General features: G+C 28.1%; 16 protein-coding genes. 5 read left to right on the forward strand and 11 right to left on the reverse strand.

Translation table 4 applies throughout. The annotated features are described in order from the left end of the window. Nucleotides 1-42: 42 nt before the first annotated feature. Nucleotides 43-993 carry a hypothetical protein gene (locus SSABA_RS01795; RefSeq protein ID WP_025250888.1) on the forward strand — a complete coding sequence of 317 codons (951 nt, stop codon included), beginning with the start codon at nt 43-45 and terminating at the stop codon, nt 991-993. 97 nt (nt 994-1,090) lie between these two features. Further along, the gene (locus tag SSABA_RS01800) at nt 1,091-1,894 is read left to right on the forward strand and encodes a hypothetical protein (protein ID WP_025250889.1); all 804 of its coding nucleotides are present in this window, start codon (nt 1,091-1,093) and stop codon (nt 1,892-1,894) included. Between the two features lie 124 nt (nt 1,895-2,018). Here SSABA_RS01800 and SSABA_RS01805 read toward each other — a convergent pair whose 3' ends face one another. The 3 genes from SSABA_RS01805 to SSABA_RS01815 all read right to left on the reverse strand — a co-directional run bounded on the left by SSABA_RS01805 (nt 2,019) and on the right by SSABA_RS01815 (nt 4,801). Further along, nucleotides 2,019-2,888 carry an HAD hydrolase family protein gene (locus SSABA_RS01805; RefSeq protein WP_025250890.1) on the reverse strand — a complete coding sequence of 290 codons (870 nt, stop codon included), beginning with the start codon at nt 2,886-2,888 and terminating at the stop codon, nt 2,019-2,021. Between the two features lie 87 nt (nt 2,889-2,975). After that, a complete protein-coding gene (locus tag SSABA_RS01810) occupies nt 2,976-3,458 on the reverse strand; it encodes a lipoprotein (RefSeq protein ID WP_025250891.1) in 483 nt (160 codons plus the stop codon). Nucleotides 3,459-3,796: 338 nt separating this feature from the next. Further along, nucleotides 3,797-4,801, reverse strand: a complete 1,005-nt coding sequence (locus SSABA_RS01815) for a hypothetical protein (RefSeq protein ID WP_025250892.1) — start codon at nt 4,799-4,801, stop codon at nt 3,797-3,799. Nucleotides 4,802-5,027: 226 nt separating this feature from the next. Here SSABA_RS01815 and SSABA_RS01820 point away from each other — a divergent pair, with 226 nt between their 5' ends. From SSABA_RS01820 to SSABA_RS01830, 3 genes are all read left to right on the forward strand, one after another. Beyond that, entirely contained in the window at nt 5,028-6,842 is a 1,815-nt protein-coding gene (locus SSABA_RS01820) for a hypothetical protein (protein WP_025250893.1), read from the forward strand. An 830-nt stretch (nt 6,843-7,672) separates the two neighbouring features. After that, the gene (locus tag SSABA_RS01825) at nt 7,673-9,496 is read left to right on the forward strand and encodes a hypothetical protein (RefSeq protein ID WP_025250894.1); all 1,824 of its coding nucleotides are present in this window, start codon (nt 7,673-7,675) and stop codon (nt 9,494-9,496) included. Nucleotides 9,497-10,329: 833 nt separating this feature from the next. Next, the gene (locus SSABA_RS01830) at nt 10,330-12,135 is read left to right on the forward strand and encodes a hypothetical protein (RefSeq protein WP_025250895.1); all 1,806 of its coding nucleotides are present in this window, start codon (nt 10,330-10,332) and stop codon (nt 12,133-12,135) included. A gap of 424 nt (nt 12,136-12,559) precedes the next feature. Here the strand turns inward: SSABA_RS01830 and SSABA_RS01835 are convergent, their stop codons facing one another. The 8 genes from SSABA_RS01835 to SSABA_RS01875 form a co-directional block, all read right to left on the reverse strand. After that, nucleotides 12,560-13,396, reverse strand: coding sequence for a lipoprotein (locus SSABA_RS01835; protein ID WP_025250896.1), 837 nt, complete (start codon nt 13,394-13,396; stop codon nt 12,560-12,562). A gap of 55 nt (nt 13,397-13,451) precedes the next feature. Further along, nucleotides 13,452-14,288, reverse strand: coding sequence for a lipoprotein (locus tag SSABA_RS01840; protein ID WP_025250897.1), 837 nt, complete (start codon nt 14,286-14,288; stop codon nt 13,452-13,454). Nucleotides 14,289-14,899: 611 nt separating this feature from the next. Continuing rightward, a complete protein-coding gene (locus SSABA_RS01845; protein ID WP_025250898.1) occupies nt 14,900-15,745 on the reverse strand; it encodes a class II fructose-bisphosphate aldolase in 846 nt (281 codons plus the stop codon). Between the two features lie 21 nt (nt 15,746-15,766). Further along, complete coding sequence (locus SSABA_RS01850) at nt 15,767-16,336, reverse strand: lipoprotein (RefSeq protein ID WP_025250899.1); 570 nt, start codon at nt 16,334-16,336, stop codon at nt 15,767-15,769. Nucleotide 16,337: 1 nt separating this feature from the next. Beyond that, nucleotides 16,338-18,395 carry a PTS transporter subunit EIIC gene (locus SSABA_RS04955; RefSeq protein ID WP_025250900.1) on the reverse strand — a complete coding sequence of 686 codons (2,058 nt, stop codon included), beginning with the start codon at nt 18,393-18,395 and terminating at the stop codon, nt 16,338-16,340. A gap of 11 nt (nt 18,396-18,406) precedes the next feature. Beyond that, nucleotides 18,407-18,637, reverse strand: coding sequence for a hypothetical protein (locus SSABA_RS01865; RefSeq protein ID WP_025250901.1), 231 nt, complete (start codon nt 18,635-18,637; stop codon nt 18,407-18,409). Then, nucleotides 18,637-19,809, reverse strand: a complete 1,173-nt coding sequence (locus SSABA_RS01870) for an SIS domain-containing protein (protein WP_051464684.1) — start codon at nt 19,807-19,809, stop codon at nt 18,637-18,639. The genes SSABA_RS01865 and SSABA_RS01870 overlap by 1 nt, the downstream gene beginning before the upstream one ends. 144 nt (nt 19,810-19,953) lie before the next feature. Further along, complete coding sequence (locus tag SSABA_RS01875) at nt 19,954-20,754, reverse strand: MurR/RpiR family transcriptional regulator (RefSeq protein WP_025250903.1); 801 nt, start codon at nt 20,752-20,754, stop codon at nt 19,954-19,956. Nucleotides 20,755-20,827: the final 73 nt, after the last annotated feature.

Below are 20,827 nucleotides of genomic sequence, written 5' to 3' on the forward strand. Positions count from 1 at the left end.
TAAAATTATTAAAGAATTAATAATGAAAAAAGGAGGAACAAAATGCAAATTAATTCTAACGAAAATATAAAGATAATTTTAGCTCATATAAAAATTCACTGAAAAATATTAACTTTTTTTATAGTGATGTGGTTTCTAGCGACCCTTGGACAGTTAATGTCAACTGTTAATTTTGATTCAAGAATTGATTTTGGACACACTTTTATTAGCAATGCATCTTTAGTTTCTAAATTTACATACCCTGATGGTCAAACTGGTATGGCAAGAGGCAATCTATCCGCAGTGGGGGAAATGCTAAACTTTGCTTTATTTGGTCCAGCGGGGGTAATATTTTTTGCAATCGTAGTAGTTGCTCTGATTAATACTACCTTTAGCAAGGAAGTTGCCAGAGGTCAAATAAGCATTTGAACTACTCTAACATTATCAAGAACTCAAATTTTTATATCTAAATTCAGTTTTGTATTTATTTCTACTTTGATAATATTTGCGCCTTCATTCATTGTTATTGTTGGCTTTAGTGCAGCAGCATATGATGCTAATTTATATATTGGCTGAGTTTTTATGTATGCATTGCAATTTCTTTTATTCATATTTATGATAATTGCCATCTTCACAACTCTGGCAATAGTATTTTTAGATCACTCAACAATTGGTTTAATTATTATGGGATTAATAATTGGTTTTATGTTAGTAACATGAATTATTAATTTTATTGCCGCGGCAATTCCTGAAGGTTTGCAAAAGTGAATGTATGCGGTCAAATATTTTTCAATACAATCACTTCTGCCCTCACCGCTAGAATTTTCAAATAGTGAGGTGAAAGAAGCCATTACAATTAATAGACCAAACTCAGTTTTGGAAATAAAGTTATTTAAACAAAATTTAGATAATTTAATTTTTCTAATCATTACTCCATTCATTACAGCAGGAGTAGGGATAGGATTGGCTTTCTTAAATAATCACTTATTCAAACAAAAAGACTTTATGATTTAAAATTAATATATAATGTATAGCTTAATTTGAGCAGGAGGAGAGTTGGAAATTTTATTAAAATATGCTATAATTTATAAAGATTAAAGAGGTAATGTTTATGAAAAAAGAAATGATCAACTTAAAAGTTAATGATTTTATTAAAGCTAACTTGAACACCAATATCGCTGCAAATCGTAAAGATTCAGAATACGATTTTAACTTTACTCGTTGAAAAACTCTAATTTTTTCAAGTATAAAATTAAAGTTTGTTCTCAAGTATGTTCAGTCAGTGATGAAATGAATTTCTAAAGTAGTTGATACTTCTAATTTTTCTGTTGTTATTGATACCACATCTGTTGACCGATTCAATTTTTCATTATTTTATGAAGACAATCATATTTTTAATTCAACACTATTTACTAATTTTTACCTAATCCCTGAAGAAGAGTGGGCTACAAAAATTTATGAAATTCATATTTCTAAATATGAATTTGAAAATGGAGATCCCAAAATTTTGGATTCAACTAACTTTTACAAAGGTGAAAAAGGATTTGAAAAATTAGCTAATGCGATTTACTGAATTACAAAAGAGCCAACCCGCTATTCTAAATATTTTCCAATTCAATGACAAATAGATTTCAAAGATGGTAAAACTGCAAGTTCACAAATTCGTATGCAAATTTCAAGTTTAACCGAAAAAGGTTTTAGACCGGTCGACCCATTCTTGACTGTAGAAAAAGCTTTAAAAATTGAGCAAGGGGTTAATCCACAGTCAATAATTAAAAAGGCCAACCAAGATTGAAAAGATCAAGAAACTATAAACCCAATTTGAGAAGAAGGAATTGCTCAAGAACAAAAATATCGCGACATGAACCAAGCAATGAAAATGATTCGTGGAGTTCCAGATAAGAAAAAAAGATAATAAGCATCAAATTTATTTATTTAAATTTATACAGCATAATTATAGCAATTAAAAACTTCTTCGCTTTATTTAAAGCGAAGAAGTTTTTTTGTTTAATTAATAAACATTTTAACAATTAAAAATTTTATTGTGAAATTTTTTGCAAATATTTTGCAACACCTGAGTTTTCAGCGGTATCTGTAATATCATATGCCAATTTTTTAATTTCCTCTGTTGCGTTACCAACAGCTATGGCGTATTTTAAGTTTTTGAAAACTTCTAGATCATTGTGTTGATCTCCAAAATAAATTATATTATCAAGTTTGATATCTGAACCGTTCTCCTTATTGATTATTTCTAATAAAGAGATTATTCCTTGAAATTTATTTGGTCCAGCAATTCCTAAATCAACACCATCTGATGTGAATCAAGTTGCATACAATTCAATATCATGAAAATCATTTTCAATTATTTTAATTAAATTTTCCTTATCTTCTGGTTTAATATTTTTTAGGGTTATTTTTGGACATTTTTGAATTTCATTAACAATTTCATCGCTAACTGGAAGTCGATTAAGTTTATCAAACTTACTCAATCCCATTGCGATCATCTGATTCATGATTTCTAAATTTGAGTAGTAAATTTTATCTAAATCAAATGAAGTAATATCGTAATCTAAATCCATCAGTTTTATTTTATCAATAATTTTTTTAGTTGTTTTATTGTCAAAGAATGTTTCAACTTTCACTTGATTTGTATAATAATTTTTAATAGCATTACCATTACAGCAAATAATATATTTATTATCTTCTGAAATGGGCGCAATCATTTCAACTGTCTCAATCATTTCAAAGGGAACGTTTCCAGTATTAATTACAAATCTAGCCCCGTCACTCATAGCCTTTTTAATTTCTTCAACATCTTCATAATTTATAGCCTTATTCTTATCTGCGCGAAGCGTCCCATCAAAATCACTAATAATTATTTTGATTTCATCGTTATTTATTTTTAACATCTCATATACCACCTTTTAATTAGTATAAACCACAGATAGTCCAAAATTCATTACTTTTAAAAATCAGAAGTACTTTTTATAATTCTATTAATCATTTTCAATGTCAAAGTTTAAAGCGTCTATAAAAATATCGGTAATAATTTTAATTGTATTTTCATTTGCAACTTCATTTACATTTCAGATTTCTCATTTATAAATTTTATCTTCAAAATCTTCAATTAAAACAATAGGATAGATTGGAATTTTTTTAAAAAATAAATCAGGATGAAATTTTCAAAATTGAAATAATTGAAAATAAATTTGAGCTCTTTTTATTAAGAAAAATTGAAAATTTTTATTATTTTTAGCGATTCTAAAAAAAACCTCTTTCTCTTTAGAATCGCTGTCTTTAAAAGTTTCAACTATTTCCTTAGTGGATTTCTCACCTAATTTTACTAGTTCGCTTCAGTTGTGTACTAGTTCTTCAATAGGGTTCTTGTTTGTATTTTTAATATTACCACACGAAACTAAAGTTGCCGTACTACTTGTTGTTATAGTGAAAGTTGCTAAAAATACTAATAATTTTTTCATTTTTTACTCCTTTTTATGAGTCATCAGAACTCTACGAATATACTAACTCAGAACGAAAATATAGCAACATATTAAATAATAATTTTCATATTTTCTATAGTAATAAAAGACGAAAAAAACAAAGACTACAATTATTTTTATAATCAGTAACTTTTGAAAATATTTGGATAATTTTATATATTTATTATTTTGTTAGCAACAATTATTTAAATTAATAAAGTTAAACTTTTTCTTATAATAAAAAAAACAATCATTCAAAACCAAAAATGGTTTTTTCAAAGACTGAATTTTTATTTTATGATTTTTATTATTTTAAAATTAATAAATTGTTAATTAACTTAAACTTTAAAAGCGTTAAATAAATCAAAATAACTTATTAAAAGCACTATCATATCAGCCACAAAAACACCAGCTGGAAATGCTCAGGTGGTTGTAGCAATGGTTATTCCTAAGGCAACGCATGCTAGTTCAACAATTGCAATTATATTTAAAACAATTGCGATTATTGCCGCGGCAAAGTAAATCTTATCAACTGGTCGATAATCATTTACATCATAGGGTAAGGTTGCAAATGTTAGAGCAATTGAAGTTATTGATAGGCCAACTGCCAAAACCGAGCAAGCAACTGCTCAAGGAATACTAATTCCAAAAAATCAAGCTGAACCTCAATAAACAACTGAGGCAACAGATGCTACTATTGCCAAGGGGGTGATTGCTAAATTAGCAACATTTAGTTCAATTAAAAACCTGTAAAAATCTTTAGTGGCCTTGACATCTTTTTCAGTGTAACCAGTTGGGGGAGGAGTTGGTTTTGGTTCAGGATCCCCATCAACACATCAGTTTCATCCTGTTTCAGGATCAATGCAAAATATTCGCGAATCATTTAATTTAGGGGTTACTCTTTGTGGATTTATCATATTTTCATATCATTTGGCTATTTCTTCATCAGCAATTTCTTGAAACTCATTAGTATAATTAGCGTTTTGCTCAATTGCAAAATCAAAAAGCTCTGCATTTTCATTACTTCTTAAACCCAAGTCTTCTATTTGGTCGATTAAATCATCACTCATATCAAAGGCGAAATTACTTACTTCATCAAGAGATCGACTTTTTAAGTAACTAAAGTCATCGCTGCTATCTTGGAAATCTTCATTTATTTGTAATTTTGTCAGAGATTTTAGATCATCTCAAACATTTTCGTCTTCCATATCCAACTCGCTAATTTTTTGAGAGATCGACTTATTTTCAATAGGGTTAAGATAATTATTTATAGTTGTTACTTGATTTATTCCAGTTGCACTAATAAATAAAGTGGCTAAACTAGATATAATAACTTTCATCATTTTTATATTCCTTTGGAACTTTCTATTTTTAATATCTTAAATATTATTGTAAACATATAAGTTTACAATAATATTTAAACAGAAAAATGTGTTTTTTTTGGAAAAATTACTGAAAATTTATCATTGACTAAATTATTAAATTTTTATTAAAATCTACATTTATCAGTGTTTTATAAAAAGTTCAATATATAATTATTTTATGACACTTATAGGAGGAGTTATTAATATGAAAAAAGTATTATCTATTTTAGCAGTTTCATCAATTGCTGTATCAACACCACTTGCAACAATTGCCTGTGGAAAAAACAGCGAAAACCCCACTGACGAATGAGACTTTGATAGTCAAAAAATATTAATGTTAAATATAGTGAGCGGTATTTTTCAAAATAACCTGAAAAAAGATTTCGACCCATTTTTCTATATAGATGAAGAAAGTTCAGCTTTCGATCACAAATATAATGAATTTGCTGAAAATTTAGAAGATTTTAATGATACTACAAGTGCTCGATATAAGAGCATCAAAGCAAGTATTGAAAATATTATTAATTGAAATACAATTTTAAAAGATGTGCAAACTGGAGTTGTTGATAACGTTAACTTTAAACAGTTGTTAGTGGACAATCAGTCACCACTAAAAAACGGTTTTGAAGTAAGTAAAATCAATTTTGAACTTCAACCTGCTGCAAAAACAGTATTAATCAATTTTGAAATAACTTCTGATGTCTCGATTAGAGACAAAGACGGTTCAACAATTTTTGAAACCATTAATTTTAATTCAAAAATTGCTATGTTTCAAGCAGTTGATGTCGCAGAAGAATTCAATAAAATTAAAACAGAATATTTAAATCATTTCAATGATGAGGAAATCTCTGGTAGTTTTACAATCGAAAGTGATATTGGTAATTTAAAAACTACTGCAGGGGCCATCTCATCAAGTTTAGATATAAAAAATAAGGTCCAAGAAAACTTATCTATTATAATGGATCAAGCACAAACTTCAAATATTGTTTTATTAACAGATAACTTAGCAATTAAAACAAGTGATAACGCAGCAGTTGATAGTGCTGCTGGGGAAGTAATAACTTCAACTTTTCTCTCTGCTTCTCGCGAATCAGATATAAATGGTATTGTTGCCCCTGAATTGCGAAGACTTTATTGAGATGCCATTTTTGGTGTTGAAGGCAAAGAAGAAGAGCTTTTAAACAACATTTTGAAATCGGGTATGGGCGAAGAACAAGAAAATGGTTTTATAAAAAACCCACCTTCTGTTTTGAGTAATATTAACGATTTAATTAAAAAACACGAGAATATGTCTAATGTGTTCAATTGTTATTTTTTAAATTTCAATTATTTAAGTGGTTATGCACAGTATTTGCCGATTAGAACAGCAATGGAATCTCAAGGTTCTAAATTTAAGTTAGATATGGATAGAGACGAAAAAACAATAGCTTTATTTAAAACTGAAATTTTAGATTTACAATTAGAATATAGTGGAGAGAAGTTCGACTTACCCGCAATATCTATAATAGTTCGCCAAGAAACTAAAAAAGCAAATACTCAAGAATTAGAAAAACAATTTTTTAGTGACTCATTAAAATCATTTAGAAAAATTACAAATTTAAATGAAAGTAGTCCTTCTTCTAATCCCACAGGTCAATACTATTTAAATAAACCAGATGGTTGAGAACAATATATTAATCAAGAATTGCCAATCGAAGACTATTTTAATGAAATTTGAAGCGCTAATCCTGAAGCTGAAAGTTTGAAAGATAATCTCGAAATAACAGTGAAAATATTTCAACGAAATTATCAAAATGATGCAGGGGCACCACAAAACAACCCAACATTTATGAAATTTAATCAAAACGGCGATGTATATTTTCATAGCGGAGAAAACTCACAGAATTATAACTTACCAGAGTTAAGATATAATTTTTTCTCGAAAAATATGTCAGGTTTTCTATCCAACGGATTCTCTATAACAAGAGCCGGCTTTAAAAATAACTTTATTGACCCTTCGGTGTGAAAATTTAAGTCTTAATAATAATATTGAATAAAAATATTTATAATATGTCTATTTTAATAGACACTAAAAAAATCCGCACGAAATTTGTACGGATTTTTTTGTTTTTAAGGTTAGATCTGTCATAGTTATAGAATTCAATATATTTTTCCACAATGCTAAATAATTTTCAAAGTTTAAGTCTTTAGCTTTATAGTTATACATCAATTCGATCTTTAATGTGCCAAAAAAATTTCAATACGCTACATTATCAACGAGTTACATGCTTTGATATTGCTAGAAAATTTTTTCCACATTTTTTTCAATTAATTGAAGTTTAGGAATTGAAACGGTATTAATTAATTATAAGTTTTTCATAATCTCTCTTAGAAATTGCTACCATTAAATTATTAAAAGATAATCCTTTATTAAGTATGTTAATTAAAATTTACACTAAAAACATTTTTTTCGTAAAAATTTTGAGCGGTTTTTTATTGGGTCTGATAGTATAAAATTAAATAACTGAAAATATTATTGCAAATTAAATTATAGCAATTATCTAGGTTGCTATAATTTTATCAGAAATAGTGGGTCGCTAATTTGTCCCTCCCAGAAACTTAATATCTGATTTAGACAAAATAATTTAGTGCTTTTTTTAGTGGTCTTGATTGTATTTTTTTGATAAATAAATTAAAACAAGCTAGATGATAATTGCTACTAAAATATTAAAATAACTTAGTGAAAACATGACTCTAGAAATATTCATAATTTACCATTTTTTAAAAACAGTTAATAATAAACTTATAAGTTTAATAAATTAATAAATATGCTATAATTATTTTATAACACTTATAGGAGGAGTTATTAATATGAAAAAATTATTATCTATTTTAGCAGTTTCATCAATTGCTGTATCAACACCACTTGCAACAATTGCTTGTGGTAAAAACAACGAAAAACCCACTGACGAATGAGACTTTGCTAGTCAAAAACAACTAATGTTAAATATAGTAAGCGGTATTTTTCAAAATAATCTGAAAAAAGATTTCGACCCATTTTTCTATATTGATGAAGAAAACTCAGCTTTCGATCACAAATATAATGAATTTGCTGAAAATTTAGAAGATTTTAATGATACTACAAGTGCTCGATATAAGAGCATTAAAGCAAGTATTGAAAGTATTATTAATTGAAATTCAATTTTAAAAGAGGTGCAAACCGGAGTTGTTGAGAACGTCAATTTTAAACAGTTACTAGTGGACAATCAGTCACCACTAAAAAACGGTTTTGAAGTAAGTAAAATCAATTTTGAACTACAACCTGCTGCAAAAACAGTATTAATCAATTTTGAAATAACTTCTGATGTCTCGATTAGAGACATAGACGGTTCGACAATTTTTGAAACAATTAGTTTTAATTCAAAAATTGCTATGTTTCAAGCAGTTGATGTCGCAGAAGAATTCAACAAAATTAAAACAGAATATTTAAATCATTTCAACGATGAGCAAATCTCTGGTAGTTTTACAATCGAAAGTGATATTGGTAATTTAAAAACTACTGCAGGGGCTATCGCATCAAATTTAAATATAAAAAATAAGGTCCAAGAAAACTTATCTATTATAATGGATCAAGCGCAAACTTCAAATATTGTTTTATTAACAGATAACTTAGCTATTAAAACAAGTGATAACGCAGCAGTCGATAGTGCTGCTGGGGAAGTGACGTCTCAAGCTTCTCTCTCTTCTTCTCGCGAATCAGATATAAATGGTACTTATATCCCTGAATTGCGAAGACTTTATTGAGATACCATTTTTGGTGTTGAAGGCAAAGAAGAAGAGTTTTTAAACAACATTTTGAAATCGGGTATGGGCGAAGAACAAGAAGATGCTTTTATAAAAACCCCCCCTTATGGTTTAGATAATATTAACGATTTAATTAAAAAACACGAGAATATGTCTAATGTATTTAATTGCTATTTTTTAAATTTCAATTATTTAAGTAGTTATGCACAGTATTTGCCGATTAGAACAGCAATGGAATCTCAAGGTTCTAAATTTAAGTTAGATATGGATAGAGACGAAAAAACAATTGCTTTATTTAAAACCGAAATTTTAGATTTACAATTAGAATATAGTGGAGAGAAGTTCGACTTACCCGAAATATCTATAATGGTTCGCCAAGAAACTAAAAAAGCAAATACTCAAGAATTAGAAAAACAATTTTTTAGTGACTCATTAAAATCATTTAGAAAAATTACAAATTTAAATGAAAGTAGTCCTTCTTCAAATCCCAAAGGTCAATACTATTTAAATAAACCAGATGGTTGAGAACAATATGTTAATCAAGAATTGCCAATCGAAGACTATTTTAATGAAATTTGAAGCGCTAATCCTGAAGCTGAAAGTTTGAAAGATAATCTCGAAATAACAGTGAAAATATGAAGATGAGTAGATGGTTCTCAATCGGGAGGGACTCCACGAAACCTCCCAGAATTTATGAAATTTAATCAAAACGGCGATGTATATTTTTATAATCATGAAGATCCAGCATTTGCAATTACTATTATGCCAAGTATAAGCTATAATTTTTTCTCAAAAAATATGTCGGGCTTAATGATGAATGGATTCAATATTCTTAGAACCGGCTTTATTAATGACCTTAAAGGCGCTTCGGTGTGAAAATTTAAGTCTTAATAATAATATTGAGTCTAAATATTTATAATATTTAAATTTTAATAGACACTAAAAAAATCCGCGCGAAATTTGTACGGATTTTTTTGTGTTTAAGGTTAGGTCTGTCATAGTTATAAAATTCAATATATTCTTACTTAATGCTAAATAATTTTTCAAAGTTTAAGTCTTTAGCTTTATAGTTATACATCAATTGGATCTTTAATATGCCAAAAAAATTTTGATACACTGCATTATTAACCAGTTACCTGCTTTGAAATTGATATTGTTAGAAAATTTTTTCATATTTTTTTCAATTAATTGAAGTCTAGGGATTGACACGGTATTAATGAATTATAAGTTTATCATAATCTCTCTTAGAAATTGCTCCCATTAAATTATTAAAAGATAACCCTTTATTAAGTATGTTAATTAAAATTTACTCTAAAAATATTTTCTTTGTAAGAATTTCGAGCGGTTTTTTATTGGGTCTGATAGTATAAAATAACTGAAAATATTATTGCAAATTAAATTATAGCAATTTTCTAGGTTGCTATAATTTTATCAGGACTAGTGGGTCACTAATTTGGCCCTCCAAGAAAACTTAATATCTGATTTAGACAAAATAATTTAGTGCATTTTTTTAGTAGTCTTGATTATATTTTTTTGATAAATAAATTAAAACAATCTAGATGATAATTGCTACTAAAATATTAAAATAACTTAGTGAAAACGTGACCTTAGGAATATTCATAATTTACCATTTTTTAAAAACTGTTAATAATAAACTTATAAGTTTAATAAATTAATAAATATGCTATAATTATTCTATAACACTTATAGGAGGAGTTATTAATATGAAAAAATTATTATCTATTTTAGCAGTTTCATCAATTGCTGTATCAACACCACTTGCAACAATTGCTTGTGGTAAAAACAACGAAAAACCCACTGACGAATGAGACTTTGAAAAACAAAAACAACTAATGTTGCAATTGGTTAATTCAATTTTTCAAGGTAATTTAAAAAGTGACTTTGATCCTTTTTTCTATATCGATGAAAACAACCCTGCGTTTAACCATAATTATATAGAATTTGCTGAAAATTTAGCTGACTTTAATGATGTAACAAGCGCTCGACACGAAAGCGTTAAAACAAGCATTAGCAACCTCATTAATTGAGATGCAATTACCAAAGCAGTTCAAACCGCAATTGTTGAGAATGTTAACTTCAAACAACTATTGGTAAATAACCAGTCACCAATTAAAAGTGGTTATGAAATAAGTGAACTAAATTTTGCATTACAACCAGAATCAAAAACAGTGATAATTGATTTTGAAATTACTTGTGATGTTTCTTTTAAAGATAAAATTGGAGCTATCACGTTTGAAGCAATTCGTTTTAATTCTAAAATCACAATATTTAAAGAGGTTGATGTTGCAGAAGAGTTTAATAAAATTAAGACAGAGTATTTAAATCATTTTAATGATGAAATAGTGTCGGGTAGTTTTACAATTAAAAGTGATAAGGGTGATTTGAAACAAACTTCAAACACCATCAATTCAGATCAAAATATAAAAAGTCAAGTGAAAACAAATCTGGTCGAAATAATGAATAAAGTTGGTCCTTTAGGAATTAATTTATTAGATGCTAGTTTAGCAATTGAGACAAACGACAAGTTAGCCGTAGACAGTACAGCGGGTGAGATCCAACCACTTTTCAGTCTGGCCGAATCATCCGAGCAAGATGCTGCTAATGCAGCGCCACAGCATCTTCCGATGAGAAAATTAGTCAGAGATGCTCTATCGGGTGTTGAGGGAAAATCAGAAGAGTTTATAAAAGGACTTCTTGACTATAGTAGTACATCTCTATTGGTTAGATACTCTCCATCTGGTTTACCAAGTATTGGAACATTAATAGGGAAACACGAAAAAATGTCTAGTGTTTTCAATTTCTATTTTTTAAATTGAAATTATTTTAGCGATGGTGCTCAATATAAACAAATTAAATTAGCAATGGACTCTCAAGAATCAAACTTTAAACCAAACGTGGAAAGAGATGAAAAAACAATCGCTTTATTCAGGACAGAAATTTCAAATTTACAATTAGAATATGGAAATGATAAATTTGACTTGCCAACAACTTCTATAATGGTTCGTCAAGAAACTTTGAAAGCTAACACTTTGGAATTAGAAGAACAGTTTTGAAGCGATTCATTTTATACATTTAAAAAATTAGTTAATTTTGATGAAAATACTCAATTCTCAAACCCATCACTCCAATATCACTTGAATAAGCCAACTGGTTGAGATCAATATGAAAATCAGGAAATACCGGCGGATGATTATTTTGATGATATTTGAGCAGCTAATCCAGAAGCTTCTGCAATCAGAGATAATTTATCACTAACAGCAGTTATGGCAAGGCGCTCAAGTGCTCTTAAACTAACTCCGATTACTACAATTAAGTTTAATGAAAAAGGTGGTATTTATTTTGACCCTTATTATAGCGGAGGCCGAGAAATACCGATGCTGCATTTTACATTATTTTCAAATGATATGTCAGGTTTAAAGATGAATGGACTGTATTTTAATAGAGATACTTATAAATTTGCTTCTTCGTGAACTGATAATGTAGAGTCAATTTGACAGTTTAATAAATAATTAAAATTAAAAATTTAACTTTTATTTTTTCAATAAAATTTAATAAAAACAATAAAGTCATTTAGAATTAGAAAATTGAATAATTTTAAAAATATTAACCTAAAGTAAAAAATCTCCATGAAATTTTCTTGGAGATTTTTTAATCCATTTTAAATTTAAAATATTTGAAAAATTTTAAATTTAATTTTAAGTAAATTATTGAACTAGCTAAAATAAGTAATATTAAAATTTTTCATAGTATCCATTTATATGTTATTTTTTTCATATCCAATTACTTTTAATTTATCATTTTTAGTCCATTGTCTAGCCATAAAAAAGATCATCTCTCAATAAAATTATAATAGTAGTTCACTGTCCATTTTATTTTTAGATACTCATTTTTAAGAAGGTTTTTATTAAATTTGAATTTATATGATTGCTAAAATTATTTTGATAGGTCAGATGTGCACATTACAAAATTAGAATTAATAATTTTACTAACTTTGGGATCTGTGAATTGAAATTCGGCCTCCACTTTCGCAAATTCTTGATTTTTATTATATCCCGTATCATATCTTTTCATGCTATTAACTGTCGCTTTAAAACTATATTCTTTGTAAATTGAGCCCTTATAGGTTACTGGATTCATATAATATTCCATGTATTCAATGCATTCTTCTAAATTACCTTCCATAATGGGTTTCACCATAGGAAAGGCATCAAATCTAGCTCAAGTCAAAGATTCATCGTTGTCACTTGCGTAGTTAAAACTATAATCTAAAAAATCTTTTAGGACTTTTTGGAAAATGTCTTTAACACCAATATTATTGGTTTGTTCAAAATCAAATTTTATATTTTGGATTTTAATAATGTTTCCCGTTTCCAAATTCATGAATTTCATACTACCGGTGAATTCATACTTTTGCAACGGTTTTATTTCATCTTCGTTGCTTCCATCAATAAAAACGTTAGCAATATAATTTGTTTCTTTCATTTTTAATTTTTTATTCATTTCATCATTAATAATTCTTAAAAATAAGTTGTCAAGCGTGTGAATGAATTCATGGTTATTATCCATTACCACTTCACCATCGTTTAGGAAAATAAAATCTCCTTGATAGCTAAATTCTTTCCCAAACTCATCAAAAAACTCAACAACATTTTCATCAGTCAAATCTTTTAATTTAGCATACTTATTTTCTCCGCTTTCACAAGCCACAACACTTAGGGTTGAAGTTGTTGAAAGCGTTAGCGCTGCCAAAATACTTAATATTTTTTTCATTTTTTTCTCCTTTTTATAACATTTAGATTCTATAATATTACTATTGCTATATTAGTTATAAAAATAATTCGAATGTGCACATTGCAAATTTTGAGCTAATTACTTTATTAACTTTGGGATCTGTGAATTTAAATGATGCTTCAACAATTGCAAATTCTCGATCTTTATTATATCTTGTGTCATATCTTTCGATATTTTTTACAGTTGACTCAAAAAGATATTCTTTATAAATCTTATTATCTTTTAATTTTCCATTCATATAATATTTTATGTATTCAATAGATTCTTCTAAATTTCCTTCCATAATGGGTTTAACCATAGGAGAGGCATCAAATCTAGCTCAAGTCAAAGATTCTTTGTTGTTGCTTGCATAATTAAAGTTATAATCTAAAAAATCATTCAATATTTTTTCATTTATATCGCTTGTTCCAATATTGTTAGTTTGCTCGAAATTAAAAGTTAAATTTTTGATTTCAATTACTTTGTTTGTTTCCAAATTTATAAATTTTATCTTCCCATTGAATTTATATTTTTTCATTGGTTCAATTTTCACAGCTTCTTTTACATCTAAAAACATTCTTGCGATATAATTTGTTTCTTTCATTTTGAATTTTTCACCCATTTTGTTATTGATAGTTCTTAGTAACAAATTATTTAAAGGTTCCAAGAAATCATTGTAATTACTTTCTAAAACTTCACCGTCATTTAGAAAAATAAAATCTCCTTGATAGCTAAATTCTTTCCCAACCTCATCAAAAAACTCAATAATATTTTCATCAGTCAAATCTTTTAATTTAGCATACTTATTTTCTTCGGTTTCACAAGCCACAACAATTAGGGTTGAAGTTGTTGAAAGTGTCAGCGCTGCCAAAATACTTAATATTTTTTTCATTTTTTTCTCCTTTTTATAACATTTAAATTTCTTAATATTGCTAACTAATTTTCAATAAAAATAAAAATCAATAATGCTAAAAATTTTTCATTACATAATTTTAATATATAACTTCTATTAAAAACTTTTATCACATCAAAACTAAAAAAGCAGCTATAGTAGAAATTTATTTTAAATTAAAATCAAATTTTGAAAATATCCATGCTACAAAGATTAGATGGAGAAATTTTGTTTTTATAATTAAAAATTATTGCATATTGATAAAATAGTAATTATTCTGCTAATAAATTCTAAAAAATATTTTCAGAATATTTAAAAAAATTTGAGATCAAAAAAATAAAATTTAAAAAAACACATTACTTTTTTGAAGCAATTTAAATTATTTAATTTAATTTAAATTGAACCCCTGATTAAAAAACACTGAATTGTCCTTAATCTATTTCATGCAATTAATTTATTGGTAATACACATAACCGGAAAACTAATTTTTATAATAATTTTATTTTTAATTTTATTAATTAATTTGAAATTTGAAATTTTTTATAGATAAAACATTAATTAATAAATAGATAAAAAATCTCAAAATGAATTTGAGACTTTTTATCTATTTATTAAGCTTTACCATCTGAACCGAACGCAATTATTTTTTTAATTGCTTCTAACTTTACAGCCTCAATTGCCGCACGACCAAATTTACGAGCATCATAGCCATTATTATTTTCAATTAATCACTTTTTCAAAGCAAATGCATTAGCCTGCTTTAAATCTGTTCCAATGTTTATTTTACAAATACCAGACTTAATTGCTTTTTGCAAATCTTTTAATGGTACGCCACTAGATCCGTGTAAAACTAAAGGAGTATCAATCGATTTATTAATTTTTTCTATTAAATCAAATTGAAGTTCAATCTTACCGCTGTAAATTCCGTGAGCTGTACCAACAGCAATTGCTAAAGCATCAATTTTAGTTAAGTGATTGAATTCCACAGCTTCATTTAAATCAGTGAAGCCGTTCTCATTTGACTCACGATCATCTTCTTTACCACCAACATGTCCAATTTCAGATTCTACCTCCACTCCAAATTTTTTGGCGTAACCAACGACTTCCTGGGTCATTTTAACATTGTCTTCAAAAGAAGATTTTGAAGCATCTAGCATGACACTTGTAAATTCATTTTCACAAGCTTTTTTTATTAATTCAATATCAAAGCCATGATCTCAGTGAAGGACAACAGGAATGTGACTTGATTGTACAAATACCTTACCAAGTGCAAAGACATAATCTAGACCCATATACTTAGCAGCTGATTCGGTAACCATAAGAATGACAGGGGAGCGGGTTTCTTCGGCGGCCTCAATAATTCCTTTAGCCATTTCTAAATTGTCAAAATTAAATGCTGGTACTGCATAACCGTTTGCTCTAGCTTTTAATAATTCTTTTTTTAAACTTGTTTTCAAATTATTTCTCCTCTCCAAGAACTAAGATTTAATGTTGATAATAGCTTGTTGAGTTAAACTAGAATTATTATTAATTAAAATATTCATTTCAGAATTTCTAACAACAATCATTCGAGGAATTCCAACTGTTATTCGTTCTGGATTATCTAAAGAAGCTTTGATAAAAGTTGAATCTAGATAAATCAAAATATCATTTTCAAATCAGTTATTTTCTTTTAAATATTTTTGGTGATCTTCTTGACTTGCAAGAGGCGCTGATTCAAATTTAGTAATTGATTCAAAAGCATTTAAAGCTTCATTGCTGCTATTTATTTCTTTATCAATAAAGTAAACACCAAGTTTATGAAGATTAATTTTTTGTTCTTTCATATTTTTAATTACATTATTTTTAATTATTGTTGTCTCAAATAAACCATTTTCAGGTTTTTCTAAAGGGTTGTCGCTGATCGCTTTCAAAACCGCGGCATTAAAGGTCTCAGCTAAAATATGAACATTTTCAGGTGAACGAGTTGGGGTTGAACATGAGACTACGATTGTTGCAGCTGAAGTGGTTAAACTAACAGCGCCAAGAAAAGCTAAGATTTTTTTCATATTATTTGTCCTCCAAATCTGGTGTTTGTACTACAGTCTTGATTTTAATTTTTCGTTCAACTGCATCAGCAACATGTTGAACATCGGTTCCAATTATAATTTGTAAGCCATTATCACCAAGCCTAACAACTCCGCTGGCCCCAGCTTGACGATATTGGGCCGTGGTGCCAACTTTGTTATTTTTAACATTTAATCTTAAACGTGTTGAACAATTGCCAATTGCCAAAATATTTTCTGCGCCAATAATTTCGATTAAGTTGTCAGCAATCACTTCATAGCGATCATCACCTTTAGCTTCTTTAATATTTAAATCAGTTGTAATCATTTCTTCACGTTCGCGACCTGGAGTTTGTAAATCCATTTTTTTGATTGTGAAATAAAATGAGAAATAGTAAGTAGGGAACATTATCACTGCTAGAACTAATAATCATAGTGGATTGGAAGTAACCCCATAAGCCCCACCATTAACAACACCTTCTCATTTGCTTTGACCTCAAGCATTGGCAAATGAAATGAAGTAGTCAATTAATCCACCAGAGAATCCAAAACCAACATGAATATGCATAGCAATAGCAACAGCTGCAAAAGTCGCTGTAAAGATGGCGTTGAATACTCAAAGAATTGGAGCAACAAATGTAAAGGTAAAGAAGATTGGCTCATCGATTCCAGTTAATGCAGCAACTATTCCGATTCCTAGAAAAAAGGTAATTAATTCTTTGCGACGTGATTTATCTGCTGCCATAATCATTGCAACACTAGCTCCAGTTAATCCCCCTCAATACAACGGAAAGAAACCTGTTTGGAAGTTTCCAGATATTAATCCTTTTTGAAATGCATTGATATCGCCCATAACAGCATACAAACCTTGACCCATTGAGAAAATGGTTCCATTCGAAGCCCCAATGAGATTTGGATTATAAGAAAAGAATTGTTCAAACAGCTGCAAGTTCTTAGCTTGATCATCACCAAAAACAACGCTTGTCGCTCAATGATTGGTAATGTTATTTAAAATTGATATTGCATCTGGGGTCATTGCACCATTTACAAAGATTTTTTCCCAAGAAGAGAAAACATCTTCTCCTAATACAACTTTTCCTGTGAGACTTGTTACAACATTTCCATCAATTGGTAATTGAAATCAAAGAAAAGTATTTAAAATGTGATGAACCCCAAATGGTTGAGCAAATCTATTTATTAAAGCATATAAAAACGAGCCAGGGATCGCTCAAGCATCACTTGATGAAAGGAGTTGGCCAAATTTTACTAAAGCAAATTGAATTCAAGGTCAAATGATTGCAAAAGTAAACGCAATTGGTAGTGAAATTGCCATAATGATCATTGGTACAAATCTGCGGCCCCCAAAAAATGATAAGGCGGCAGGGAGTTTAATTTCAGAAAAACGATTATACATTTTAGCAGAAGTCACTCCAGCAATAATTCCTCCAAGCACACCAATATTTAATATATAAGTACCTCCAGTAACTTCTAGGGTACGATTACCATCGCCTAAAATATCAATTTGAGAAAAATTTGGCACATAAAATAATTGCGATAGTCCTGAACTAATATTTTTAACTCAGTTTCCCGCATCGTCTAGTTTTCAAACTTCAAGTTGGTTTACATTTTTATAAAATAATTCTGTTAATCCACCCTCCATTAAAAAAACGGTAAGTGAAATATATAAGACCGCTCCAATTAATGCAACTTCACCGCGTTGATCTTTGGAAAGTCCAAAGGCGGTTCCGATTGCAAAAAGTAGGGCGATATTATCAAAAACTAATTTTCCTGGTGTTTGCAAAATATAACCAACTCATCAACCAGCATTTTTGATACCATCTTGAATGGGATTTAAATCAATTGCTAAAGTCCCAAAACGATTTAAAAGAGCGGCAAAAGGCAAAACTGCAATAGGGAATAATAAAGATTTTCCTAAATTTTGCAAACCGACCATTGTTTTTTTTCAAAAGTTTTTTCATTTACTATTAGTTCCAACCGACATTTGACTTGATTTATTAGTGTCTTTTTGAAGTTTGGTTTTTTTATCTAATTGTAATTTCATATAATTCCTTTCTAAACTAAAAGCATCGTGAAACAAAATATAAATAGCACTATTCCTGTAAATTGAGCAAATATGACTAATCACACCGTAAAGCTTTTTACAAAAATTTTACTAATGTGCATTTCACGCACATTTAAGTTATGAATTGTTTTTTCTTGTTTTCTTTTTTTTCAATAAATTATCCCAGTTATAATCAAAATTATTGATAAAATAATTCCTAATGTATATAAAATTCAATCCATTATTGCTCCTCCAATTCATAAATTGTCACGCCCTCAACAACACGATTCACTAAACCAGAAGGTCAGGGGTTGTCAGGGGTTTTATTTAAAAATAGGGATTTATAAAATGCATAAATTTGAGCAAAAATTATATAATTCAAACCTACAAAAAGTTCACAATCTTGAATGTTAAAATTGAAATAATGATCACAATTGGCTTTTATAAAAATATCGTTTTTAAAATCGAGAATAACAAGTTTATCAATTTGTTTTTGATTGTGTAATTCCTTGACTAAATCAATATCATATTTTCTTTGATAATCGCTAAGGTTCATTAATAAAAAAACAATGGTATTTTTATTTAAAATTGATTTTGGGCCATGACGAAATCCCATTGGCGAATTGAAGAAAGTATTAACTTCTCCAGCACTTAACTCCAAAACTTTTAAATGAGATTCTTGACTTATTCCTTTGAGTTCGTCCGCTCCTAAAAAAACGATTCTGTCATTTTTTTGTTTAGCAATTTTTTTAATTTCTTGATAAAAAGTTTTAATATTTTTTTCTGTTTGCAAAGCCATATTGTTAATTTCTATGATATTATTGTCAATGTTTTGAATATCCATAATTAAACTAAAGGCCATCATCATTCCAGTAAAGCTTGATGTCATTGCAAAAGATTTATCATTAGCTTCGGGGGGAAGTAAGCAAAGAAAATTATTTGAATTTTGGGAATAGTTCTTGATTAACTCTCCTTTAGCATTACAAGTAATAATAATATTTTTGACATTAGAACACAATTTGTTAACGATATTAAAAGCTCCAAGAGATTCAGGAGAATTACCTGATCTTGCAAATGAAACCAAAAGCAATTTTTCATTTTTTTTAAAATATTTAGTTGTTCCTGTAATTAAATCGGTTGTTGGAATCGATGCAATATTATATCCTCTTTGATAAAAACTTTGAAATATTGAATTACCAACAAACTCGCTAGTTCCAGCTCCAGTTAAAATAATTTTGGTATCAGGTTCAATGTTAATGTCTATAAAATTTTTAATTTCCTCTTCTTTTAATTTTAAGTCAGCTGTAATTTTATTTCACACGCTTGGCTGCTGTAATATTTCTTTTAGAGTATAGTAAGAATTATTATCTTTTAATCAACTTGCTTCAAAATCTAATAACATTTCCTTTTCCATTTTTTCACCTCCTTTCACTTTGATTATAGGTTGTCAAATTTGAACTGAGGTTTTTCGGTGATTGATTTTACCCAAAGTAAAATTTTATTACCATGGGTAATTAAGTATAAATAATATAGTTTGCAATAAAAAATAGCCAAGCGACTATTTTTTAAAGTTAAATAGTTCTACGTATAATAAATCAAAAAATTGTACAACAAAATTTGATCTTAAAGAGTAATTGTCTCAAAGATCATTTTCTATTTGAGGAATTAAAAAATAATTATTCACCTTGCTTGAAATTTGGCCGATGCAACCTGTCAAAGCAAAGGTATAGTTTTTACTATCAATTCAATTCACTATTTGTAAAATGTGTGGATTCATTCCAGAAAGCGAAATGACAATTATTACTGCGTTTAAGGACATTCCAGAAACGTAACTTTCAATCAAGTTGATGTCATTTTCTAAAATAATGTTTTTATTTAAAAATCTAATTCTTTGTAAAAAATTTTTTGAAGCGTAATATGCCAAATTAGCACAAAAAATATAAACGACATCTTTTGAAATTATTTTTTCAACAAGTTCGTTAGTTAATAAGCTTTGATTATTAAAATTATTAACAATTTCTTTGGTGTAAAAAATGCTTAAATCACAATATTTATTTTTAAATTTATTTGAATTGAGAAATTCTTTTGTCACTGTTAGTTCGGAATTCAAAACAGATTTTAAATTTAAATTATTTTTTATTAAAAATTTTAATTCTGAAAATCCAGATAAGCCAATTTTTTGACAAAACTTTATTAGCGATGGTTTGCTAACAAAACAGGCTTTGCAAAAATTATCTAAAGTAAAATCAGCTACCAAATTTGAGTTGTCCAATATAAATTTATATATCACATAGTCTATTGATTTAAAATTATTATTTGAAATCTCTTTCATTTTTAGTAAAAAATTTTCATTTTTCATATTTTGCCCCTCAGGTTCATACTAACATACTTTTAAGAATTAAGATTTAACTTCACTATTTAGTAGAAAAGTT

This window comes from Spiroplasma sabaudiense Ar-1343 (assembly GCF_000565215.1).
Taxonomy (GTDB): Bacteria; Bacillota_I; Bacilli_A; order Mycoplasmatales; family Mycoplasmataceae; genus Spiroplasma_B; species Spiroplasma_B sabaudiense.